Annotated in this window: 18 protein-coding genes; 12 read left to right on the forward strand and 6 right to left on the reverse strand. The window is 56.3% G+C overall.

Annotated elements, in window-relative coordinates; translation table 11 throughout:
* Nucleotides 1–53 precede the first annotated feature (53 nt).
* Together cbpM and cbpA are read right to left on the reverse strand one after the other, a co-directional pair.
* Entirely contained in the window at nucleotides 54–359 is a 306-nt protein-coding gene (gene cbpM, locus APU02_RS06260) for a chaperone modulator CbpM (protein WP_042287937.1), read from the reverse strand.
* Nucleotides 359–1279 carry a curved DNA-binding protein gene (gene cbpA, locus APU02_RS06265; RefSeq protein ID WP_060569573.1) on the reverse strand — a complete coding sequence of 307 codons (921 nt, stop codon included), beginning with the start codon at nucleotides 1277–1279 and terminating at the stop codon, nucleotides 359–361. Before cbpA ends, cbpM begins: the two co-directional genes overlap by 1 nt.
* A 181-nt stretch (nucleotides 1280–1460) precedes the next feature.
* On the opposite strand from cbpA, the gene APU02_RS06270 reads away from it, so the two are divergent.
* The 5 genes from APU02_RS06270 to agp all read left to right on the forward strand — a co-directional run bounded on the left by APU02_RS06270 (nucleotide 1461) and on the right by agp (nucleotide 6442).
* Nucleotides 1461–1826 carry a hypothetical protein gene (locus tag APU02_RS06270; RefSeq protein WP_042288212.1) on the forward strand — a complete coding sequence of 122 codons (366 nt, stop codon included), beginning with the start codon at nucleotides 1461–1463 and terminating at the stop codon, nucleotides 1824–1826.
* Nucleotides 1827–1874: 48 nt separating this feature from the next.
* On the forward strand, nucleotides 1875–3755 hold the full coding sequence (locus APU02_RS06275) for a protein-disulfide reductase DsbD domain-containing protein (RefSeq protein WP_060569574.1): 1881 nt from the start codon (nucleotides 1875–1877) through the stop codon (nucleotides 3753–3755).
* Nucleotides 3752–4375, forward strand: a complete 624-nt coding sequence (locus tag APU02_RS06280; RefSeq protein ID WP_060569575.1) for a DsbA family protein — start codon at nucleotides 3752–3754, stop codon at nucleotides 4373–4375. Before APU02_RS06275 ends, APU02_RS06280 begins: the two co-directional genes overlap by 4 nt.
* Nucleotides 4365–4874 (forward strand): protein disulfide oxidoreductase, encoded by a 510-nt coding sequence (locus tag APU02_RS06285; protein WP_060569576.1) that lies wholly within the window; start codon nucleotides 4365–4367, stop codon nucleotides 4872–4874. The genes APU02_RS06280 and APU02_RS06285 overlap by 11 nt, the downstream gene beginning before the upstream one ends.
* Before the next feature lie 326 nt (nucleotides 4875–5200).
* Nucleotides 5201–6442: a bifunctional glucose-1-phosphatase/inositol phosphatase gene (gene agp, locus APU02_RS06290; RefSeq protein WP_060569577.1), complete on the forward strand. Its 1242-nt coding sequence runs from the start codon at nucleotides 5201–5203 to the stop codon at nucleotides 6440–6442.
* A 34-nt stretch (nucleotides 6443–6476) separates the two neighbouring features.
* On the opposite strand, the gene APU02_RS06295 is transcribed toward agp, so the two are convergent.
* Together APU02_RS06295 and wrbA are read right to left on the reverse strand one after the other, a co-directional pair.
* The gene (locus APU02_RS06295) at nucleotides 6477–6704 is read right to left on the reverse strand and encodes a YccJ family protein (protein ID WP_042287915.1); all 228 of its coding nucleotides are present in this window, start codon (nucleotides 6702–6704) and stop codon (nucleotides 6477–6479) included.
* 20 nt (nucleotides 6705–6724) lie between these two features.
* On the reverse strand, nucleotides 6725–7321 hold the full coding sequence (wrbA, locus tag APU02_RS06300; RefSeq protein WP_042287913.1) for an NAD(P)H:quinone oxidoreductase: 597 nt from the start codon (nucleotides 7319–7321) through the stop codon (nucleotides 6725–6727).
* A gap of 382 nt (nucleotides 7322–7703) precedes the next feature.
* Here wrbA and APU02_RS06305 point away from each other — a divergent pair, with 382 nt between their 5' ends.
* Nucleotides 7704–7877 (forward strand): general stress protein, encoded by a 174-nt coding sequence (locus APU02_RS06305; protein ID WP_042287910.1) that lies wholly within the window; start codon nucleotides 7704–7706, stop codon nucleotides 7875–7877.
* Nucleotides 7878–8079: 202 nt separating this feature from the next.
* On the forward strand, nucleotides 8080–8718 hold the full coding sequence (rutR, locus tag APU02_RS06310) for an HTH-type transcriptional regulator RutR (protein ID WP_042287908.1): 639 nt from the start codon (nucleotides 8080–8082) through the stop codon (nucleotides 8716–8718).
* Here rutR and APU02_RS06315 read toward each other — a convergent pair.
* Together APU02_RS06315 and putA are read right to left on the reverse strand one after the other, a co-directional pair.
* Nucleotides 8715–9110 carry a lysozyme inhibitor LprI family protein gene (locus APU02_RS06315; RefSeq protein ID WP_060569578.1) on the reverse strand — a complete coding sequence of 132 codons (396 nt, stop codon included), beginning with the start codon at nucleotides 9108–9110 and terminating at the stop codon, nucleotides 8715–8717. The genes rutR and APU02_RS06315 overlap by 4 nt on opposite strands.
* A gap of 101 nt (nucleotides 9111–9211) precedes the next feature.
* A complete protein-coding gene (putA, locus tag APU02_RS06320; RefSeq protein ID WP_060569579.1) occupies nucleotides 9212–13174 on the reverse strand; it encodes a trifunctional transcriptional regulator/proline dehydrogenase/L-glutamate gamma-semialdehyde dehydrogenase in 3963 nt (1320 codons plus the stop codon).
* 397 nt (nucleotides 13175–13571) lie between these two features.
* Here putA and putP point away from each other — a divergent pair, with 397 nt between their 5' ends.
* From putP to phoH, 5 genes are all read left to right on the forward strand, one after another.
* Nucleotides 13572–15080 carry a sodium/proline symporter PutP gene (gene putP, locus APU02_RS06325; RefSeq protein ID WP_042287900.1) on the forward strand — a complete coding sequence of 503 codons (1509 nt, stop codon included), beginning with the start codon at nucleotides 13572–13574 and terminating at the stop codon, nucleotides 15078–15080.
* A gap of 254 nt (nucleotides 15081–15334) precedes the next feature.
* Nucleotides 15335–16168: an iron uptake transporter permease EfeU gene (gene efeU, locus APU02_RS06330; protein ID WP_060569580.1), complete on the forward strand. Its 834-nt coding sequence runs from the start codon at nucleotides 15335–15337 to the stop codon at nucleotides 16166–16168.
* Nucleotides 16169–16221: 53 nt separating this feature from the next.
* Nucleotides 16222–17349: an iron uptake system protein EfeO gene (gene efeO / locus APU02_RS06335; protein WP_060569581.1), complete on the forward strand. Its 1128-nt coding sequence runs from the start codon at nucleotides 16222–16224 to the stop codon at nucleotides 17347–17349.
* Nucleotides 17350–17354: 5 nt separating this feature from the next.
* The gene (efeB, locus tag APU02_RS06340) at nucleotides 17355–18638 is read left to right on the forward strand and encodes an iron uptake transporter deferrochelatase/peroxidase subunit (protein ID WP_060569582.1); all 1284 of its coding nucleotides are present in this window, start codon (nucleotides 17355–17357) and stop codon (nucleotides 18636–18638) included.
* A gap of 513 nt (nucleotides 18639–19151) precedes the next feature.
* Complete coding sequence (gene phoH, locus APU02_RS06345; protein WP_042287889.1) at nucleotides 19152–19940, forward strand: phosphate starvation-inducible protein PhoH; 789 nt, start codon at nucleotides 19152–19154, stop codon at nucleotides 19938–19940.
* The last annotated feature ends 37 nt before the right edge of the window (nucleotides 19941–19977 follow it).

A 19977-nucleotide genomic window follows, 5' to 3' on the forward strand; every position in this document is an offset into this window, starting at 1 on the left:
AGCGTTGATTTATATCATTGCTGGATAAAAGGGCAGCTTTCGCCGCCCGGAATTTATGGATGGGCAATAAAGCGCGAAAGCCGCTGGCGCAGCAGGCGATTTTCCTGGCGCAAACGCGTATTGTCTTCCAGTAGAGTAAGGGCAACGGCGATACCCGGCCAGTCCAGCGCCAGTTCCTGACGCAGCCGGAGCGCGCGCTGTACCACCGCTGCGGCGCGATCGTCAAACTGCCAGCCGGGAGCGGTATCGTCATACGGTTCAATCACACCCAACCCGACCAGCTCATTCAGTTCCTCTTCCGTGACGCCGGTATGCAGACAAAATTCAGTAACCGTGAAGGTGATGGTGACATTAGCCATTATGCTTTCCCCCAGTCTTTGCGCGGATCAAACCCCGACTGCGCCTCCGCCAAGTGCTGCCACAGCGCGCGTGCGTGTTCGTCAGGTTTCGGCGGCATCACAATTTTGATGACCACGTATAAATCACCGGTCTGTTTTTTGCTTACCAGGCCTTTGCCTTTAATGCGCAAGCGCTGCCCGGACTGGCTGCCGGGGGGAACGGTCACCAGAATGCTCTCTTTCAGCGTAGGCACCGCAATTTTCGCACCCAGCGCGGCTTCCCATGGCGCCAGTGGCACCACGATCTCCAGATCCTGATTCACTATGTCAAACAGCGGATGGGGCGCGATATGAATCACCAGCCACAGGTCGCCGTTCGGCCCGCCGTTTTCGCCCGGGGTTCCCTGGCCTTTTAAGCGGATCCGCTGACCGTTGCCCACACCCGCCGGGATTTTTACGTTCAGCGTTTTAGGCATTTCGCGCTCTACCATGCCAAACGCGTTATATACCGGCAGGTTATAGCTGATGGTGCGGTTATGTTCCGCCAGCGTTTCTTCAAGAAAGACCGCAACGTCGATTTCGATATCATGGCCGCGGCTGGCGTGACGCTGACGCGTATGCCGCGCTTGCTGACCAAAAATGGAGGAAAAAATATCGTCAAAATCTTCGGCGTTGTAGCGCGGGTTTTCGCCCTGCTGAAACTGACGGTTAAACTGCGGGTCGTTACGGTGCTGCCACAGCTGATCGTATTCAGCGCGGCGCTGCTCGTCGCTCAACACTTCCCACGCCTCGGCAATTTCTTTAAAGCGGGCTTCGGCGTCGGTTTCTTTGCTGACATCTGGATGGTACTTGCGGGCCAGTCGGCGGTAAGCGGTCTTGATCGTCTTGAGATCGTCCGTCGGCTTCACGCCCATGATGGCGTAATAATCCTTTAATTCCATAGCGTTCTCTCGGGTTAATCAATACAGGCTGAAGGGATCCCTGAAAAGGTGTCACCGTTAAGTGTAGGGTAATCCTCCCGTCGCCGTATGCCAACCTTATGACCCACATAACTTTACAGCCCAACAGTTGCTTATTCCCCGACAGTGGCTAAGATAACTCGCGTCAATGAGTGAGGGTGTAATGGCGAAACGTCAACGGATGGGATGGTGGTTTCTCTGCCTGGCATGTGTTGTGGTGATAGTTTGTACCGCGCAGCGCATGGCGGGCCTGCATGCGTTGCAGATGGACACGGCCACGGCGACGACGGTCGTTTCTGCGCCCTCGTCGGCACCGGATGACGCAACGCCCGTCACGCCGTGTGAGCTCAGTGCAAAATCGTTGCTTGCCGCGCCGCCGGTGGTTTTCGAAGGCGCGATACTGGCGTTTTGTCTACTCCTTGCCCTGCTAACCCCGCGACGGACGGTGCGTTTACCGTTCTTTCCGCAACGCGTTATTTCTCCGCCCGGACTACGGGTCCATCTCCGATTCTGCGTCTTCCGTGAATGACAGACCGGCTGTGCTGCACAGTTAGTTAATCATTCATGGAGAAAAATTATGATTCTTGCATTCAGGCAGGCGCTGATCTGTCTGTTATTCCTCTGGCTGCCCGTATCCTGGGCGGCAGAGAGCGGCTGGTTGCGTTCCCCGCAGAACGATCATGCCAGCGTACGGGTTCGTGCGGACACCACTGCGCAGGGTGAAACGCGCCTGCTCATAGACGTCAAGCTGGAAAACGGCTGGAAAACCTACTGGCGTTCGCCCGGCGAAGGCGGCATTGCGCCGTCCATCGCGTGGAAAGAGAACTCGCCAGCCGTCAACTGGTTCTGGCCGACGCCCGCGCGTTTTGACGTTGCCGGTATCACCACCCAGGGCTATCACCAGCGCGTCACGTTTCCGTTGCGCGTTCAGGGGAAAGCGCCCGCCACGCTTGCTGGCGTGCTGACGCTTTCTACCTGTAGCAACGTGTGTCTGCTCACCGATTATCCCTTTTCCGTCACGCCATCTTCCCGGGATGCTGGCTTTGCCCACGATTACGCTCAGGCGATGGGGCGCATTCCGTTGGCGCAAGGGCTGACGGATACGCTTCAGGCCGACGCGCGTCCCGGCGAACTGATCGTGACGGCGCAGCGGAGCGCAGGCTGGACGGATCCCGCGTTGTTTCTCGATAGCGTTGGGGAGGTGGATTTTGGCAAACCGCATATTCGTGTTGACGGTGACACGATGCGGGCGACGGTTCCGGTTCACGACAGTTGGGGAGAAGGCGCGCCCGATCTGCGCGGCCAACCGTTGACGCTGGTGCTGGCGGATAACGAGGTTGCGCAGGAGAGTGAACTTACGCCTGGCGATGCGCCCGCCGCGGTCGGCGGCGGGTTACCGCTCTGGCAGGTCGTGCTGATGGCGCTGGCGGGCGGTTTGATCCTGAATCTTATGCCCTGCGTGCTGCCGGTACTGGCTATGAAGCTGGGTTCGGTATTGCTGGTGGAAGATAAAAGTCGCCGGCAGGTCCGTCGCCAGTTCCTTGCTTCGGTGGTCGGCATACTGGCGTCGTTCATGGCGCTGTCGCTGTTAATGACCATTCTGCGCCTGAGCAACCAGGCACTGGGGTGGGGAATACAGTTCCAGAACCCGTGGTTTATCGGCGTGATGATGCTGGTCATGTTAGCCTTCAGCGCCAGCCTGTTTGGCCTGTTCACCTTTCGCTTGCCTGCCTCCCTGACGACAAAACTGGCGACCCACGGCGGCAACGGCCTGGCCGGGCATTTCTGGCAAGGCGCTTTCGCCACGCTGTTGGCGACGCCTTGCAGCGCGCCGTTCCTCGGCACCGCAGTGGCGGTGGCGCTGACCGCCTCGTTACCGACGCTGTGGGGGCTTTTCCTCGCGCTTGGCGTGGGGATGAGCCTGCCGTGGCTGCTGGTGGCGATGCGGCCCGGTCTGGCGCAGCGTCTGCCGCGTCCGGGGCGCTGGATGAATGGACTGCGTCGACTGCTCGGTCTGATGATGCTGGGGTCGGCAATCTGGCTGGCAACGCTGCTGCTGCCGCATCTGGGCTTCTCATCGACGCCCGCAGAAAAAGAGCGCGTTAACTGGCAACCGCTGAGCGAGCAGGCCATTACCAATGCGCTCGCGCAGCATAAGCGCGTGTTTATCGACGTCACCGCCGAGTGGTGCATTACCTGCAAGGTCAATAAATACAATGTTCTCACAACGCCGTCCGTGCAGAAGGCGCTGGGGCAACCGGATGTGGTTGCGCTGCGGGGAGACTGGACGTTGCCGTCTGATGAGATCACCGCCTTTCTCAACGCACGCGGTCAGGTCGCCGTGCCATATAACCAAATCTATGGCCCCGGCCTGCCTCAAGGGCAGACGCTGCCAACCCTTTTAACCCGCGACAACTTGCTGAAAACGCTGGCAGAAGCGAAAGGAGAGACGCCATGAACTATCTGTTAATACTTTTTTTGTCGCTATTCAGCGCTGTCAGTGTGGCGAAAGAAGCGGCGTCGTTTACGCCTGAACAGGAAAGGCAAATTGAAGCGTTGATTGATGAGGCGCTGTTTAACGATCCGGGCAGTCCGCGCATTGGCGCAAAACAGGCGAAGCTGACGCTGGTGAATTTTACCGACTACAACTGTCCCTACTGCAAACAGCTTGACCCGTTGCTGGAAAAAATCGTAAAGACCTATCCCGACGTGGCGGTGATCGTGAAACCGCTGCCGTTTAAAGGTGAAAGCTCGGTGCTGGCGGCGCGTACTGCGCTGACGACGTGGCGTGAGCATCCGGAACAGTTTCCGGCGTTGCATGAAAGGTTGATGCAGAAGCGGGGGTATCATACCGACGCCAGCATCCGTCAGGCGCAAGCGAAGTCGGGGGCGAGTCCGGTCACGCTGGAGGTGAAAAGTCAGGAGACGCTGAGCACTAACCTGCAACTGGCGCGGTTGATTGGCGTACAAGGGACGCCAGCGACAATCATTGGCGATGAGCTGATCCCAGGGGCGGTCTCCTGGGAGGTGCTGAACGAGGTGGTCAAAGAGAAACTGGCGGTGGCGCATGGTCAGTAAACTGCGACGCTGGTTGCGGGAGGGGATTATCCTGCTGGTGCTGCTGGCTGGCGGCACGTTACTGCTTGACGCCTGGCGCGCTCCGCAGGCCCCGCCGTCTTTTGACAGTATGCCGCTGAGGACGCTGGATGGCGAAAGCGTCACCCTGGCCGCACTGAGCGAGGAGCAGCCGCTGCTGGTGTATTTCTGGGCAAGCTGGTGCGGCGTTTGTCGTTTTACAACCCCCGATGTCGCGCGGCTTCAGGCTGAAGGAAAGAATGTGCTCACGGTGGCACTCCGCTCTGGCGACGACCCGCTGGTTGCCCGGTGGCTGGCGCGCAAAGGGGTCTCATTTCCGGTCGTCAACGATGCTAACGGCACGCTTTCCACCCGCTGGGCGGTTAGCGTGACGCCGACGCTGGTGGTGCTGTCGAAAGGGCAGGTTGTTTCGACCACCAGCGGCTGGACCAGCTACTGGGGAATGAAATTACGCCTGTGGTGGGCGGGAATGGATTCGTAGACGTACCCGGGGAAGGGGCAAATATGTCACACCGACAACAGGTTGCGTTTACCTTACGGACAGTGCGTCTCTGAACGTTCAGCACCCGTGAACGCGCAAGGGAGGATCGCCGCCTCCCTTGCTATCCGGGCGTCCGGAGAAGCACAGAACATGAGGCGAACGGAAGCCTTCTGCGAAGGCCCTTATACGGCCTTCACGCGTTTCTGCCAGAATAAGCGGCAGCGTCGAAGTCAATCTTTTTCCGCTGTTTTTGCGGATACCTTCCCGGAAATTTATCAACACTCTGTCACACTGATGGCGCGTAAATAACAACAAGAGGCATAGGGATGAAAAAAACGTTAATTGCCGCCGCAGTGGCTGGGGGCATGTTGGTGTCTGTTGGCGCGCAGGCGCAAACCACACCGGAAGGTTATCAGCTACAGCAAGTGCTGATGATGAGCCGACACAACCTGCGCGCGCCGCTGGCGAATAACGGCAGCGTACTGGAACAGTCGACGCCGAATAAGTGGCCTGAATGGGACGTACCGGGCGGACAGCTCACCACGAAAGGCGGCGTGCTCGAGGTGTATATGGGGCACTATATGCGCGAATGGCTGGCCGCGCAGGGGATGGTAAAGTCCGGCGAATGTCCGGCGTCTGACGCGGTTTATGCCTATGCTAACAGTCTGCAACGCACCGTCGCCACTGCCCAATTCTTTATAACCGGCGCATTCCCCGGCTGCGATGTGCCGGTACATCATCAGGAAAAAATGGGCACGATGGACCCGACCTTCAATCCGGTGATCACCGACGACGCCGCCGCGTTCAGCGAGAAAGCCATCCAGGCGATGCAAAAAGAGCGCGCAGGCATGCATCTCGACGAGAGTTATAAACTGCTTGAGCAGATCACCCGTTACAATACGTCTCCGTCATGTAAAGAAAAACAACGTTGTTCACTGACGGACGAAAAAGATACGTTCAGCGCGACGTACCAGAAGGAGCCGGGCGTTTCCGGGCCGTTGAAGGTCGGTAACTCGCTGGTGGACGCGTTCACCCTGCAGTACTACGAAGGCTTTCCGATGGATCAGGTCGCATGGGGCGAAATCAAAACCGATCAGCAGTGGAAGGTGCTGTCGAAACTGAAAAATGGCTATCAGGACAGCCTGTTTACCTCTGCGGACGTGGCGCGCAACGTGGCAGCGCCCCTGGTGAACTATATCGACAAGACGCTGGTGACCGATCGCGTTAACGCGCCGAAAATTACCGTGTTGGTAGGGCATGACTCGAATATCGCTTCGCTATTGACGGCGCTCGACTTCAAGCCATACCAGTTGCATAACCAGTACGAGCGTACGCCGATTGGCGGCAAAATTGTCTTCCAGCGCTGGCATGACAGCCGCGCCAGACGCGATCTGATGAAAATCGAATACGTCTATCAAAGCAGTGAGCAACTGCGAAACGCGGATGTCCTGACGCTGAAATCCCCACCGCAGCGTGTGACGCTGGAACTGAAAGGCTGTCCGGTGGACGCCAACGGGTTTTGCCCGATCGATAAATTCGACGCGGTTATGAATGCGGCAGCAAAATAAGAGAGGTTCCCCCGCGAATGCGGGGGAAGTGGGGTCAGACGTTTTTGCGTTCGATGGTTTGCTCGCCCCAGAAGAGCGAATCTTTATCCGTTTTATCAAAGGCTTTGATCAGGACTTCATCACTGCCTTCTTCCCAAATTTTCTCGGCCAGTTTCTCATCGTATCCGGCCACTTCAAAGATGGCCTCGGCTATTTCCGGCGACGTATTGCGCAGACTTGCCCATTCACCGACGCGGTGCGCTTTTGCTTCTTGAGTTGGCATGCTTATCCTCCTGTTGAAGACTAGCCGTTGAGCTTAACGGCCAGACCGGCAACGTATTCACCCTGATAGCGAGCGATTGAAAGTTCTTCCTGGCTTGGCTGGCGAGAGCCGTCACCGCCGGCGATAGTCGTCGCGCCGTACGGCGTTCCGCCACGAACCTGCGAAACATCAAACAGTTCCTGGGCGGCATAGCCGATAGGCACAATGACCATCCCATGATGGGCAAGTGTAGTCCATGTGGAGGTAATGGTCTGTTCCTGGCCACCGCCGGTACCGGTGGAGCTGAACACGCTGGCGAGTTTGCCGTACAGCGCGCCAGAAGCCCAAAGGCCGCCCGTCTGATCGAGGAAGGTGCGCATTTGTCCCGACATATTGCCAAAGCGCGTTGGGGTACCAAAAATAATGGCATCATAATCAGCCAGCTCCTGCGGCGTGGCGACGGGGGCGTTTTGGGCTTTGCCGCCTGCTTTGGCGAAAATTTCAGGTTGCATGGTTTCTGGCACACGCTTAACCACCACTTCAGCGCCGTCGACTTTGTTTGCGCCTTCTGCAACCGCGTGCGCCATTGTTTCGATGTGTCCGTACATGGAATAATAAAGCACCAGAACTTTAGCCATTTGTCCTACTCCTCGCGTTAACCGTGTCTGTAGCGATTCGCTACCCTTTATAAAGATATGCCGTCACGCCCAGAGTGCAAATATCGCCACCATTTCTTTGATTTATAACAATTTTCACTGAAATGGCTTTTGTAGCAAAATGATACATTTTCTGCCGGTGAGTTTTTTTAATCATAAGAATGGCTTATTGATTGTTCGCGGCGATTATTGCCGATAACGGCGGATAGCTGTTGCAGGATATTACGATACGCGGGCTGAACCGCCCGTATTGCCTAAGCTTAGTATCACGTAGCGAAAATGATGTCACCGGTCATACGTTGCGTGAGGAATCACTCCTCAAAACCTATGCAATATGATGTCTAATCAATGACGGAGGTCAGTAATGGCAAACCATCGAGGCGGTTCCGGTAATTTTGCCGAAGACCGTGAAAGAGCATCAGAAGCAGGTCGTAAAGGTGGCCAGCACAGCGGGGGGAATTTTAAAAATGACCCGCAACGTGCATCTGAAGCAGGTAAGAAAGGGGGCAAGAGCAGCGGCGGTAACCGCAAAAGCTAGCGTGACCCCACCCTGAAGACCATCATGCAACGCGTTAATGAACATGACTAACGCCGAGGTGATGAAACCACCGCCGCCGGAATTTTCCGGCGGTTTTTTTTGCCGGTACGGTTGAACTGTCTCTTAACCCCCCGCAGACTAAGCGCCATTATTTTTATTCGGCAGGTGAATAACACCCGGAACGAACGGACAGGAGAGGGGCATGGCGCAGGGGGCTGTAAACAAAAGTGGTAAACGCTCGCGGGCGGTTAGCGCGAAACGTCAGGCTATTTTAACGGCGGCGTTAAACACCTTTTCCCAGTATGGTTTTCATGGCACGCGCCTTGAGCAGATCGCCGAGCAGGCCCGGGTATCGAAAACCAATTTGCTTTATTACTACCCGTCTAAAGAGGCGCTTTATGTCGCCGTGCTGCGGCAGATCCTCGACATCTGGCTGGCGCCGCTCAAAGCGTTTCGCGAGGATTTCGCACCGCTGGAAGCCATAAGCGAATACATTCGCCTGAAGCTGGAAGTTTCCCGCGATTACCCACAGGCGTCGCGGTTATTCTGTATGGAGATGCTGGCAGGCGCGCCGCTATTGATGGCCGAACTGACCGGGGATCTGAAAGCGTTAATTGATGACAAATCCGCGCTGATTGCCGGATGGGTCAACAGCGGCAAACTGGCGCCGATCGATCCGCATCATCTGATCTTTATGATTTGGGCCTCGACCCAGCATTACGCCGACTTCGCGCCGCAGGTTGAAGCAGTAACGGGCGCAACGCTGCGTGATGAGGCCTTTTTTGATCGGACGGTGGCGAACGTCCAGCGCATGATCATCGAAGGGATCCGCGTTCGTTAGCCTGCTGGCGGCAACGGGCAGCTCATGTCACCTTCTTCACATTGCAGCAGCGAGGCGAGAAACGCTTCGCGCTCGGTGGTTTTATCCGCCAGACACTGATTAGCGATCATCACCTGGGCGCTGCCGCCTTCGGTACCGGAACTGATCAGCGCGCAGTCGGCGTCCCGCACCGCAATCCACGCGGTTTGCGCCTTTTTCAGCAGCGCTTGTTGCGCGGGCGCCGCGCGTTTAAGCGCGTGCTGGTAAGTATCGTTGAGCTTTTTATCCGCCGTCTGATATTGCGTAATAGCACAGGCGTTCATGTCGGCCTGGGTTGTGGCGTTCGCACACTCATCGGCCAGCGCGTTTGCGCACAGCAGCAGCGTCGCGCCTGCGATAACGATTCTTTTCATCCTTTCCTCCGTATTAAAAAGCCGGATGCGCTGTGCATATCCGGCCTACGGTTGAGACATAGCCCCGGTAAGCGTAGCGCCACCGGGGGGATTCTACACGATTAACCGATTGTCATCAGGCTGGCGTTACCGCCTGCGGCGGCGGTATTCACGCTTAGCGACCGTTCGATATACAGCCGTTCCAGCAGGATATTGCTTTCTCCACGGGCAAAGCCCTGCACGGAGATAATCGCGCCTTCGCGGGCGGCGACCGCTTCACACAGTGCGCGAAGCTGATCGGAATCGCCATGGAAGATCACCGCGTCAAATGGCTGCGAAGTCAGGCTGTCGGCTTTCGCAAACTGAATGCGGGCGGTAACCGCTGCGGGAAGCCGTTTTGCCAGCTCGCGGTGGAACGCATCGTCTGGCCACAGGATCAGACTGCCAACCGAGATGACCGCCGCCAGTTGCGCCAGTGCGTCCTGTTCCTCATCGGCAATACATAATACCCGTTCGCGCGGCAGCAGCGTCCAGGTATTGCGCTCGCCGGTGGGACCCGGCAGCAGACGCTGTGTTCCCGCCTGCGCCAGTTCGCCAAATTGCTGGCAAAGCTGATGCAACTCGGGGCGATCGCGCGCCCAGTCGCGTAGCGCCGTCAGCGGCTCCGTTAGCACGGTCTTAAGCTGAGCGTCAACCGGGTACTCCGCATCCTGACGCGCCAGGGTGATCGACAGCGCGTTTTCCGGACGGTGGGCCAGCAGGCGATACAGGTACAACGGTCCACCCGCTTTGGGGCCGGTGCCGGACAAGCCTTCGCCGCCGAACGGCTGAACCCCGACCACCGCGCCCACCATGTTACGGTTGACATACAGGTTGCCCACATGCGCTGAGCCGGTAACCTGGGCGATAGTTTCATCAATACGAGTATGGACGCCCAGTGTCAGGCCATAGCCGGAAGCGTTAATCTGTTTAATCAAGGCCTCCAGGTTATTGCGGTTGTAACGCACCACGTGCAGTACCGGGCCGAAGACCTCTTTTTCCAGTTCGTCAAAACTTTCAAGCTCGATAAGCGTGGGCATCACAAAAGTACCGCTCTGCCACTCGCGGGCGTCATCACTGTTTTCACGCACCGCCTGGAACACCGGACGGCCTTTTGCACGCATTGTCTGGATGTGACGTTCAATGTTGTTTTTTGCTTCTTCGTCAATCACCGGACCGATGTCCGTGGTCAGACGACCGGGGTTGCCCATCCGGCATTCGGCCATCGCGCCGCGCAGCATTTTCAACGTATGGTCAGCAATGTCATCCTGCAGGCATAGTACACGCAGTGCAGAACAGCGCTGACCGGCGCTGTCAAACGCCGAGGCCAGCACGTCGACAACCACCTGTTCGGTGAGCGCCGAGGAGTCCACGATCATCGCGTTCATGCCGCCGGTTTCGGCGATCAGCGGAACCGGGCGTCCCTGCGCGTCCAGTCGGGTGGCGAGAGTGCGTTGCAGCAGTGTCGCCACTTCCGTTGAGCCGGTAAACATCACGCCGCGCACGCGGCTGTCAGCGGTCAGCGACGCCCCCACGGTTTCCCCGCGTCCTGGCAGCAGTTGTACCACGCCCGGCGGTACGCCCGCTTCCAACAGAATTGCGACGCCCTGGGCGGCAATCAGCGGGGTCTGCTCGGCGGGTTTCGCCAGCACGCTGTTGCCCGCGGCCAGCGCGGCGGCGATTTGTCCGGTGAAGATCGCCAACGGGAAGTTCCACGGGCTAATACAGACCACCGGACCCAGCGGACGGTGCGTTTCGTTGTCGAAATCATCGCGTACCTGACCGGCATAGTAATGCAGGAAGTCCACCGCTTCGCGGACCTCAGCGATCGCATTGCTGAACGTTTTCCCGGCTTCGCGCACCAGAATGCCAATTAAGTGCTGCATCTGGCCTTCCATCAGCACCGCGGCACGATGCAGGATCGCCGCGCGTTCTTCCGGCGGGGTCGCGAACCAAATGGGCGCGTTGTTAACCGCGCTTTGCAACGCCAGCTCCACTTCCGCCTCATTCGCTTCACGCACATAGCCGACGATGTCCTTCGGTTCGGCAGGGTTAATTACCGGGCGCATTTCCCCTTCAGCAACCGCATCTTCAAGCATCGGCTTCGCCTGCCATTTCTGCAACGCGCTGTTGAGCAGGGCAGAGGAGAGGGACGCCAGACGGTGTTCATTGGCGAGATCCAGACCGGCGGAGTTGTCGCGGCCTTTGCCGTAGAGATCGCGCGGCAGCGGAATTTTCGGATGCGGCAACCCGGTTTGGCCTTCCTGCTGCGCCAGCTTCTCCACGGCTTCTACCGGATCGGCCACCAGCTCATCCAGCGGCAAGGTGGTGTCGGCAATGCGATTAACAAACGACGTATTCGCGCCGTTTTCCAGCAGACGACGCACCAGATACGCCAGCAGTGTTTCATGGGTGCCCACCGGGGCATAAATGCGGCAAGGACGATTCAATTTGCCGTCGGCCACTTTTCCGGTGACCTGTTCATACAGGGGTTCGCCCATGCCATGCAGGCACTGGAATTCATACTGGCCCGGATAATAGTTCTGTCCCGCAAGCTGATAGATGGCCGCCAGCGTGTGGGCGTTATGCGTCGCAAACTGCGGGTAGATAAGATTAGGCACCGCCAGCAGCTTTTTCGCGCAGGCCAGGTAAGAAACATCGGTGTACACCTTACGGGTATAGACCGGATAGCCTTCCAGACCTTCCATCTGCGCGCGCTTGATCTCGCTGTCCCAGTAAGCGCCTTTCACCAGGCGGATCATCAGGCGACGGCGGCTGCGGGTGGCCAAATCGATCAGATAATCAATCACAAACGGACAGCGCTTCTGGTAAGCCTGAATCACAAAGCCAATCCCGTTCCAGCCCGCCAGCTCTGGTTCAAAACACAGTTTTTCCAGCAGGTCTAAGGAGATTTCCAGACGGTCGGCTTCTTCTGCGTCAATATTGATCCCAATATCGTACTGACGCGCCAGCAGCGTCAGGGACTTCAGCCGCGGATAGAGTTCTTCCATCACCCGATCGTATTGCGCGCGGCTGTAGCGCGGGTGCAGGGCGGAGAGCTTGATGGAGATCCCCGGTCCTTCATAGATGCCGCGACCATTGGACGCTTTACCAATCGCGTGGATCGCCTGCTGGTAAGAAACCATATAAGCCTGCGCATCGGCAGCGGTCAGCGCGGCTTCGCCGAGCATATCGTAAGAGTAGCGGAAACCTTTCTCCTCCAGCTTGCGGGCGTTCGCCAGGGCTTCGGCGATGGTTTCACCGGTCACGAACTGCTCGCCCATCAGACGCATCGCCATATCCACGCCTTTGCGGATCAACGGTTCGCCGCTTTTGCCGATTATGCGGTTCAGCGAGCGAGAAAGATTGGCTTCGTTATGGGTGGAAACCAGTTTGCCCGTGAACAGCAACCCCCAGGTGGCGGCGTTGACAAACAGCGACGGGCTACGACCAATGTGTGAATGCCAGTTTCCGTTGCTGATCTTGTCACGGATCAGGGCGTCACGCGTTGCTTTGTCCGGAATACGCAGTAGCGCTTCCGCCAGACACATCAGGGCCACGCCTTCCTGCGAAGAGAGGGAAAATTCCTGCAACAGTCCCTGAACCATCCCGGCGCGACCGCTGGCGGTTTTCTGGTTGCGCAGTTTATCCGCCAACTGATATGCCAGCTTGTGCGCTTGTTCGGCGACCGGCTGCGGCAAACGCGCTTGTTCCATCAGCATGGAAACGGCGTCGGTTTCTGAACGACGGTACGCTGCGGTAATGGCGGCGCGCGAAACCGACTGCGGCAGGATCTGCTCGGCAAATTCGAGGAACGGCTGATGGACGTCTTCCTGCGCGGCAGACGGTTCATCGCCTTCGTTTGCCGCGCCTGCCAGCAACGCCGGAAGCTCCGGTAACGCGTCTTCATTTTCCAGCTTTTCCAGATAATTAAAAATGGCCTGCTTGATCAGCCAGTGCGGGGTGCGATCAATGCGCGTGGCCGCCAGCTTAATTCGTTCACGCGTGGCGTCGTCCAGTTTAACCCCCATCGTGGTGGTTCCCATGCCGTCTGCTCCTGTTATTCGGTAATGTCCTGCGATTAGTTATCGAGAAATATCCACTATGTTGCAACTTTGTGCAACCACGTTAAATGTGACCTGCATAACAAGCTTAAAAATGAATGAATTGTTAATAAAAGAAAGCGCTATGACCGCAGCGAAAAGAATAACGGTATCTTTTTCTCTGCGGCACTTAACACTTTTAAAAGGTGCAACCGTAAAAAATGTGAGAGAGTGCAACCTGCAAGAAAATAGTATTCATCTGCAATAAAAATTGATGTAAATGGTGTGTTAAATCGATTGTGAATAACCCGCGCTTCCGGCAGGATACGGTCGCCTGGCAAATACAACATGCTCTGTCACGTTCCGGCAGAGCAATAAAACAGTAAAGTTTGGAGAATTTATGGCAATTAGCACACCGATGCTGGTGACATTCTGCGTATATATTTTTGGCATGATATTGATTGGCTTTATCGCCTGGCGTTCAACCAAGAACTTTGATGATTATATTTTGGGTGGTCGCAGCCTCGGCCCCTTCGTCACGGCGTTATCCGCAGGCGCTTCGGATATGAGCGGCTGGCTGCTGATGGGCTTACCTGGCGCGATTTTTCTTTCCGGTATTTCGGAAAGCTGGATTGCTATCGGTTTGACATTAGGCGCATGGATTAACTGGAAGCTGGTTGCCGGACGCCTGCGCGTACACACGGAATACAACAATAACGCCCTGACGCTGCCGGATTATTTCACCGGTCGCTTTGAAGATAAAAGCCGGATCCTGCGCATTATCTCCGCGCTGGTGATCCTGCTGTTCTTTACGATTTACTGCGCGTCCGGGATTGTGGCCGGCGCGCGTCTGTTTGAAAGCACATTTGGCATGAGCTATGAAACCGCTCTGTGGGCAGGCGCGGCGGCGACCATCCTGTACACCTTTATTGGCGGATTCCTGGCAGTAAGCTGGACCGACACTGTACAGGCCAGCCTGATGATTTTCGCACTGATCCTGACCCCGGTAATGGTGATTATCGGCGTTGGCGGCTTTGGCGAGTCGCTGGAAGTGATCAAGCAAAAGAGCATTGAAAATGTCGACATGCTTAAAGGACTGAATGTTGTGGCCATTATTTCCCTGATGGGCTGGGGGCTGGGCTACTTCGGTCAGCCGCATATTCTGGCGCGTTTTATGGCGGCGGATTCCCACCACAGTATCGTCCACGCACGGCGCATCAGTATGGCCTGGATGATCCTCTGCCTGGCGGGAGCGGTAGCGGTCGGCTTCTTTGGCATCGCATACTTTACTAACAATCCGGCGCTGGCGGGTGCGGTGGATCAAAATGCTGAGCGAGTGTTCATTGAGCTGGCGCAAATCCTGTTTAATCCGTGGATTGCCGGTATTCTGCTGTCCGCGATTCTGGCGGCGGTGATGTCCACGCTCAGCTGCCAACTGTTGGTCTGTTCCAGCGCGATTACGGAAGATTTGTACAAGGCGTTTCTACGCAAAGGGGCAAGTCAGCAGGAACTGGTGTGGGTCGGGCGCGTGATGGTGTTGGTGGTGGCGCTGGTGGCGATCGCCCTGGCTGCCAATCCGGACAACCGCGTGTTGGGTCTGGTGAGCTACGCCTGGGCCGGTTTTGGCGCCGCGTTTGGTCCGGTCGTGCTGTTCTCCGTCTTGTGGCCGCGAATGACCCGCAACGGCGCGCTGGCGGGGATGATTATCGGCGCAGCCACCGTTATTGTCTGGAAACACTTTGGCTGGCTGGATCTGTACGAAATCATTCCTGGCTTTATCTTTGGCAGTATCGGGATTGTTATCTTCAGTCTGCTGGGGAAAGCGCCGTCGTCTGCCATGCTACAACGCTTCGCTGAGGCGGATGCGCATTATCACTCTGCGCCGCCGTCGCGTTTGCAGGAAAATTAATCGTTAGACATTCTTTGCCGCGAGACCTTCTGCAGGTTCCGCCCAACAACTTTCCAGGCCCGCTCAAAGCGGGCCTTTTTATCACCGTCCATTTACCCAACGGCACGTATTCTTACCTCGCTAAGTGTTTACATTCAGACATCATTCTCATGACATTCCGCTTGAATTTTTATTTTGCGTAATGATAATCACTATCACTCTAATTTACTTTTCTTTGCATTAATTGACTGACAATAACGTTAAGGGTGACCGGCATGTTTGTTCCGTTTCTGATTATGTTGCGTGAAGGGCTGGAAGCCGCGCTGATTGTCAGCCTCATAGCCAGTTACCTGAAGCGAACCCAGCGGGGGCGTTGGATCCGTGCAATGTGGGTTGGCGTTATTCTCGCAGCCGCGCTTTGTCTTGGGCTTGGGGTTGTGATTAACGAGACGACCGGCGAGTTTCCACAAAAAGAGCAGGAACTGTTCGAGGGGATAGTGGCGGTGATTGCGGTCGCGATCCTCACCTGGATGGTGTTCTGGATGCGGAGAGTATCGCGCAACGTCAAGGTGGCGCTTGAACAGGCGGTGGACAATGCGCTGCAACGCGGCAATCACCAGGGCTGGGCGCTGATCCTGATGGTCTTTTTTGCAGTAGCGAGGGAAGGGCTGGAGTCGGTCTTTTTTCTGCTGGCCGCGTTTCAACAGGACGTGGGTATCTGGCCGCCGGTAGGGGCGCTGCTGGGGCTGGCCACTGCCGTGATCCTGGGCTTCTTACTTTATTGGGGCGGCATTCGTCTGAATTTGGCAGCCTTCTTTAAATGGACCAGCCTGTTCATTTTACTGGTGGCGGCAGGTCTGGCGGCGGGCGCGATCCGCGCCTTCCACGAGGCGGGGCTGTGGAATCACTTCCAGGACGTTGCGTTTGATATGAGCACCGTTCTGTCGACACATTCATTGTTTGGCACCCTGATGGAAGGCATTTTTGGTTACCAGGAAGCGCCAAGCGTTAGCGAGGTGGCGGTCTGGTTTATCTACCTGATACCGGCGCTGGTGCTGTTTGTATTGCCGCCGCGTACAGGCGCAACCGCGTCAGGCATCACGCCATAAGGCAGTGCGACGCAAATTTTTAATTAGTTACAACATACTTTAAAGGGATGGTCATGACGAAAAACTTCCGCATGAGTGCGCTGCTGCCTGGCATGGCCGCGCTTTTCGCTTCCGCCTTGTCGGCGCATGCCGCCGACGTGCCGCAAATGAATGTGACGGTAACCGATAAACGGTGCGAGCCGATGACGCTTACGGTGAACGCCGGTAAGACACAATTTATCATTCGAAACCACAGCCAGAAAGCGCTGGAATGGGAAATCCTTAAAGGGGTGATGGTGGTTGAGGAGCGCGAAAATATCGCGCCCGGTTTCAGCCAGAAAATGACCGCCAATCTGCAGCCGGGCGAATATGAAATGACCTGCGGCCTGCTGACCAATCCCAAAGGGAAGCTGGCTGTTAAAGGCGCCGCTAGCGTTGAAGGGGCGCAAAGCGACGCGCTGTTACGTCTGAGCGACGCCATTAGCGAATACAAAGCCTATGTCACCGCCGAAACCGCGCAACTGGTGTCCGGGACAAAAGCCTTTACCGATGCGGTGAAGGCAGACGACATGAATAAAGCGAAGTCGCTGTATGCGCCGACGCGGCAACATTATGAACGTATTGAACCGATTGCCGAACTGTTCTCCGATCTCGACGGCAGCATTGATGCCCGCGAAGACGACTACGAACAGAAAGCCGCTGACCCGAAATTCACCGGTTTTCACCGTCTGGAAAAGGCACTGTTCAGCGACAATAGCAATAAAGGTATGGCGCAGTACGCCGACGGGCTGTATGCGGACGTGCAGGATCTGCAAAAACGCATCAGTGAACTTGCTTTCCCGCCGTCCAAAGTGGTGGGTGGGGCTGCGGCGCTGATTGAAGAGGTGGCCGCCACCAAAATCAGTGGCGAAGAAGAACGCTACAGCCGCACCGATCTGTGGGATTTCCAGGCCAACGTTGATGGCGCGCAGAAAATTGTCAACCTGTTGCGTCCGCAGTTGCAGGATGCAAACGCCGAACTGCTGGCAAAGGTGGATGCTAACTTTAAAAAAGTCGATACCATCCTCGCGAAATACCGCACCCCGGACGGCTTTGAAACCTACGACAAGCTGACCGGGGCTGACCGTAACGCCCTGAAGGGACCAATTACCGCGCTCGCGGAAGATCTCGCGCTGCTACGCGGCGTACTGGGACTGGATTAACCGCGATGCAGGACGATGACAAAACCGGCGTGAGCGAGCCGTCACGCCGACGTTTACTGAAAGGGATGGGCGCTCTTGGCGGCACACTGGCGCTGGCCGGCGGATGTCCGGTCGCTCATGCGCAAATAACGCGCAGCGCCCCGGGGACGTTAGCGCCGGATGCCCGCAACGAGAGGCAGCCGTTTTATGGTGCGCATCAGGCCGGGATCCTGACGCCACAGCAGGCGTCGATGATGCTGGTGGCTTTTGACGTCCTGGCGAGTGAAAGGGCCGATCTCGAACGTTTGTTCCGTCTGCTGACAAAGCGCATTGCCTTTCTGACTCACGGCGGTCCTGCGCCGGATACGCCTAACCCCCGTCTGCCGCCAATGGACTCGGGCATTCTTGGAGCCTACATTGCTCCGGATAACCTCACCATGACCTTGTCGGCGGGTTATTCGCTGTTTGATGCGCGTTTCGGCTTGCAGCCACACATGCCGACATCGCTACAAAAGATGACCCGTTTCCCCAATGACTCGCTGGACGCCGCGCTGTGTCATGGCGATTTGCTGTTGCAGATTTGCGCCAATACTCAGGATACGGTGATACATGCCCTGCGCGATATCATTAAGCACACGCCGGATCTGCTGAGCATTCGCTGGAAGCGGGAAGGGTTTATATCCGACCACGCAGCGCGGAGCAAAGGGAAAGAGACGCCTGTCAATTTACTGGGTTTCAAGGACGGTACGGCAAACCCGGACAGCCGCGATGGCAAACTTATGCAGGCGGTGGTATGGATTACCTCAGATCAAAATGAACCTGCGTGGGCGACTGGCGGCACTTATCAGGCGGTGCGTCTGATTCAGTTCCGCGTAGAGTTCTGGGACCGGACGCCGCTTAAAGAGCAGCAGACAATTTTTGGTCGCGACAAGCAGACGGGAGCGCCGCTGGGAATGCGGCACGAGCATGACGTGCCCGACTATGCCAGCGATCCGGACGGGAATGTGATTGCGCTGGACAGCCATATACGTCTTGCCAATCCACGCACGCCGGAAACCCAGTCCAGTCTGATGTTGCGCCGTGGCTACAGCTATTCCCTCGGGGTGACGCCTTCCGGTCAACTTGATATGGGGCTCTTGTTTGTCTGCTATCAGCACGATCTCGAAAAAGGTTTTCTGGCAGTGCAAAAGCGTCTGAATGGGGAAGCGCTGGAGGAGTACATAAAGCCGATTGGTGGAGGCTACTTCTTTGTTTTTCCTGGCGTGAAGGATCCGGATCATTATCTTGGCCAGTCGCTCCTTGAAGCCTGATACTGTCACCCTGTCCACGGACAGGGCTGACGGCGCGGCTTAAAAAAATAGTTTTTTTGTATGATCCGATTTTTGAAATAATTTTGTAATATGCTTGTAAGAGACTGTTGCCAACATCAAAAGTGAATTCAGTTAATATTGTGTAAATATATTGTTGCAATATTACTAAATTCTGATGTACTTAAAAGTAAGAGCGGTAGTTCCCGGCGGTGATGAACATTCACTATGGAGATCGCGGATGGTAAGGTCCTGTACTGGACAGCTTGTTGAACATCAATGCACTCTCTTTCGCGGACGTCTTTCATCCGGTTGCCCCCTCGTCACCGCTAAATTTCTCTCCCCCCTCCTTTTACGATGTCATACGGACGCCATTGTCGGTGCGCGTAGCCGTGCGTGGCGTCTTTTCGAAAGGCAAGTCATGGCTTACAAGGAAGCCAACCCTCAGATGTTTGTGCGCATAATCGCGCTGCCAACGGCGCGTGTGATGAATACCAACAACTCAAGGTGCTATCCATGGGAAGACAAAAAGCAGTGATCAAAGCTCGTCGTGAGGCAAAACGTGTGCTGAGACGGGACTCGCGCAGTCATAAACAGCGTGAAGAAGAATCGGTCACCTCGCTTGTGCAGATGAGTGGCGTAGAAGCGATCGGCATGGCGCGCGACAGTCGCGACACCACGCCAATCAAGGCGCGTAATGACGCTCAGTCGCAGTACCTGAATGCTATCGAGAGTAAACAACTGATTTTCGCCACGGGCGAAGCCGGGTGCGGTAAAACCTGGATCAGCGCGGCAAAAGCAGCAGAGGCCCTGATACATAAGGATGTTGACAGGATCATCGTAACCCGTCCAGTTCTGCAGGCCGACGAAGATCTCGGCTTCTTACCTGGGGATGTAGCGGAAAAGTTTGCCCCGTATTTCCGGCCTGTTTACGACGTGCTGGTTAAACGGCTCGGGGCATCCTTTATGCAATATTGCCTGCGACCTGAAATCGGTAAGGTAGAAATCGCGCCGTTCGCCTATATGCGCGGACGTACATTTGAAAATGCGGTGGTCATTCTCGACGAGGCTCAGAATGTCACTGCTGCGCAAATGAAAATGTTTTTAACACGCCTCGGGGAGAACGTGACGGTCATTGTGAATGGGGATATCACCCAATGCGATTTACCCGCGCACGTTCAGTCTGGATTAAGCGATGCGCTGGCGCGCTTCAGTGAAGATGAAATGGTCGGCATTGTCCGCTTTGGCAAAGAGGATTGTGTGCGCTCGGCGCTGTGCCAGCGAACACTCAATGCTTACAGTTGAAAAAGTACGTTGTGTTCAGAGCCCGGGGAAACCGGGC

It is taken from the genome of Citrobacter sp. 50677481 (genome assembly GCF_001463265.1).
Taxonomy (GTDB): Bacteria; Pseudomonadota; Gammaproteobacteria; order Enterobacterales; family Enterobacteriaceae; genus Citrobacter_A; species Citrobacter_A sedlakii.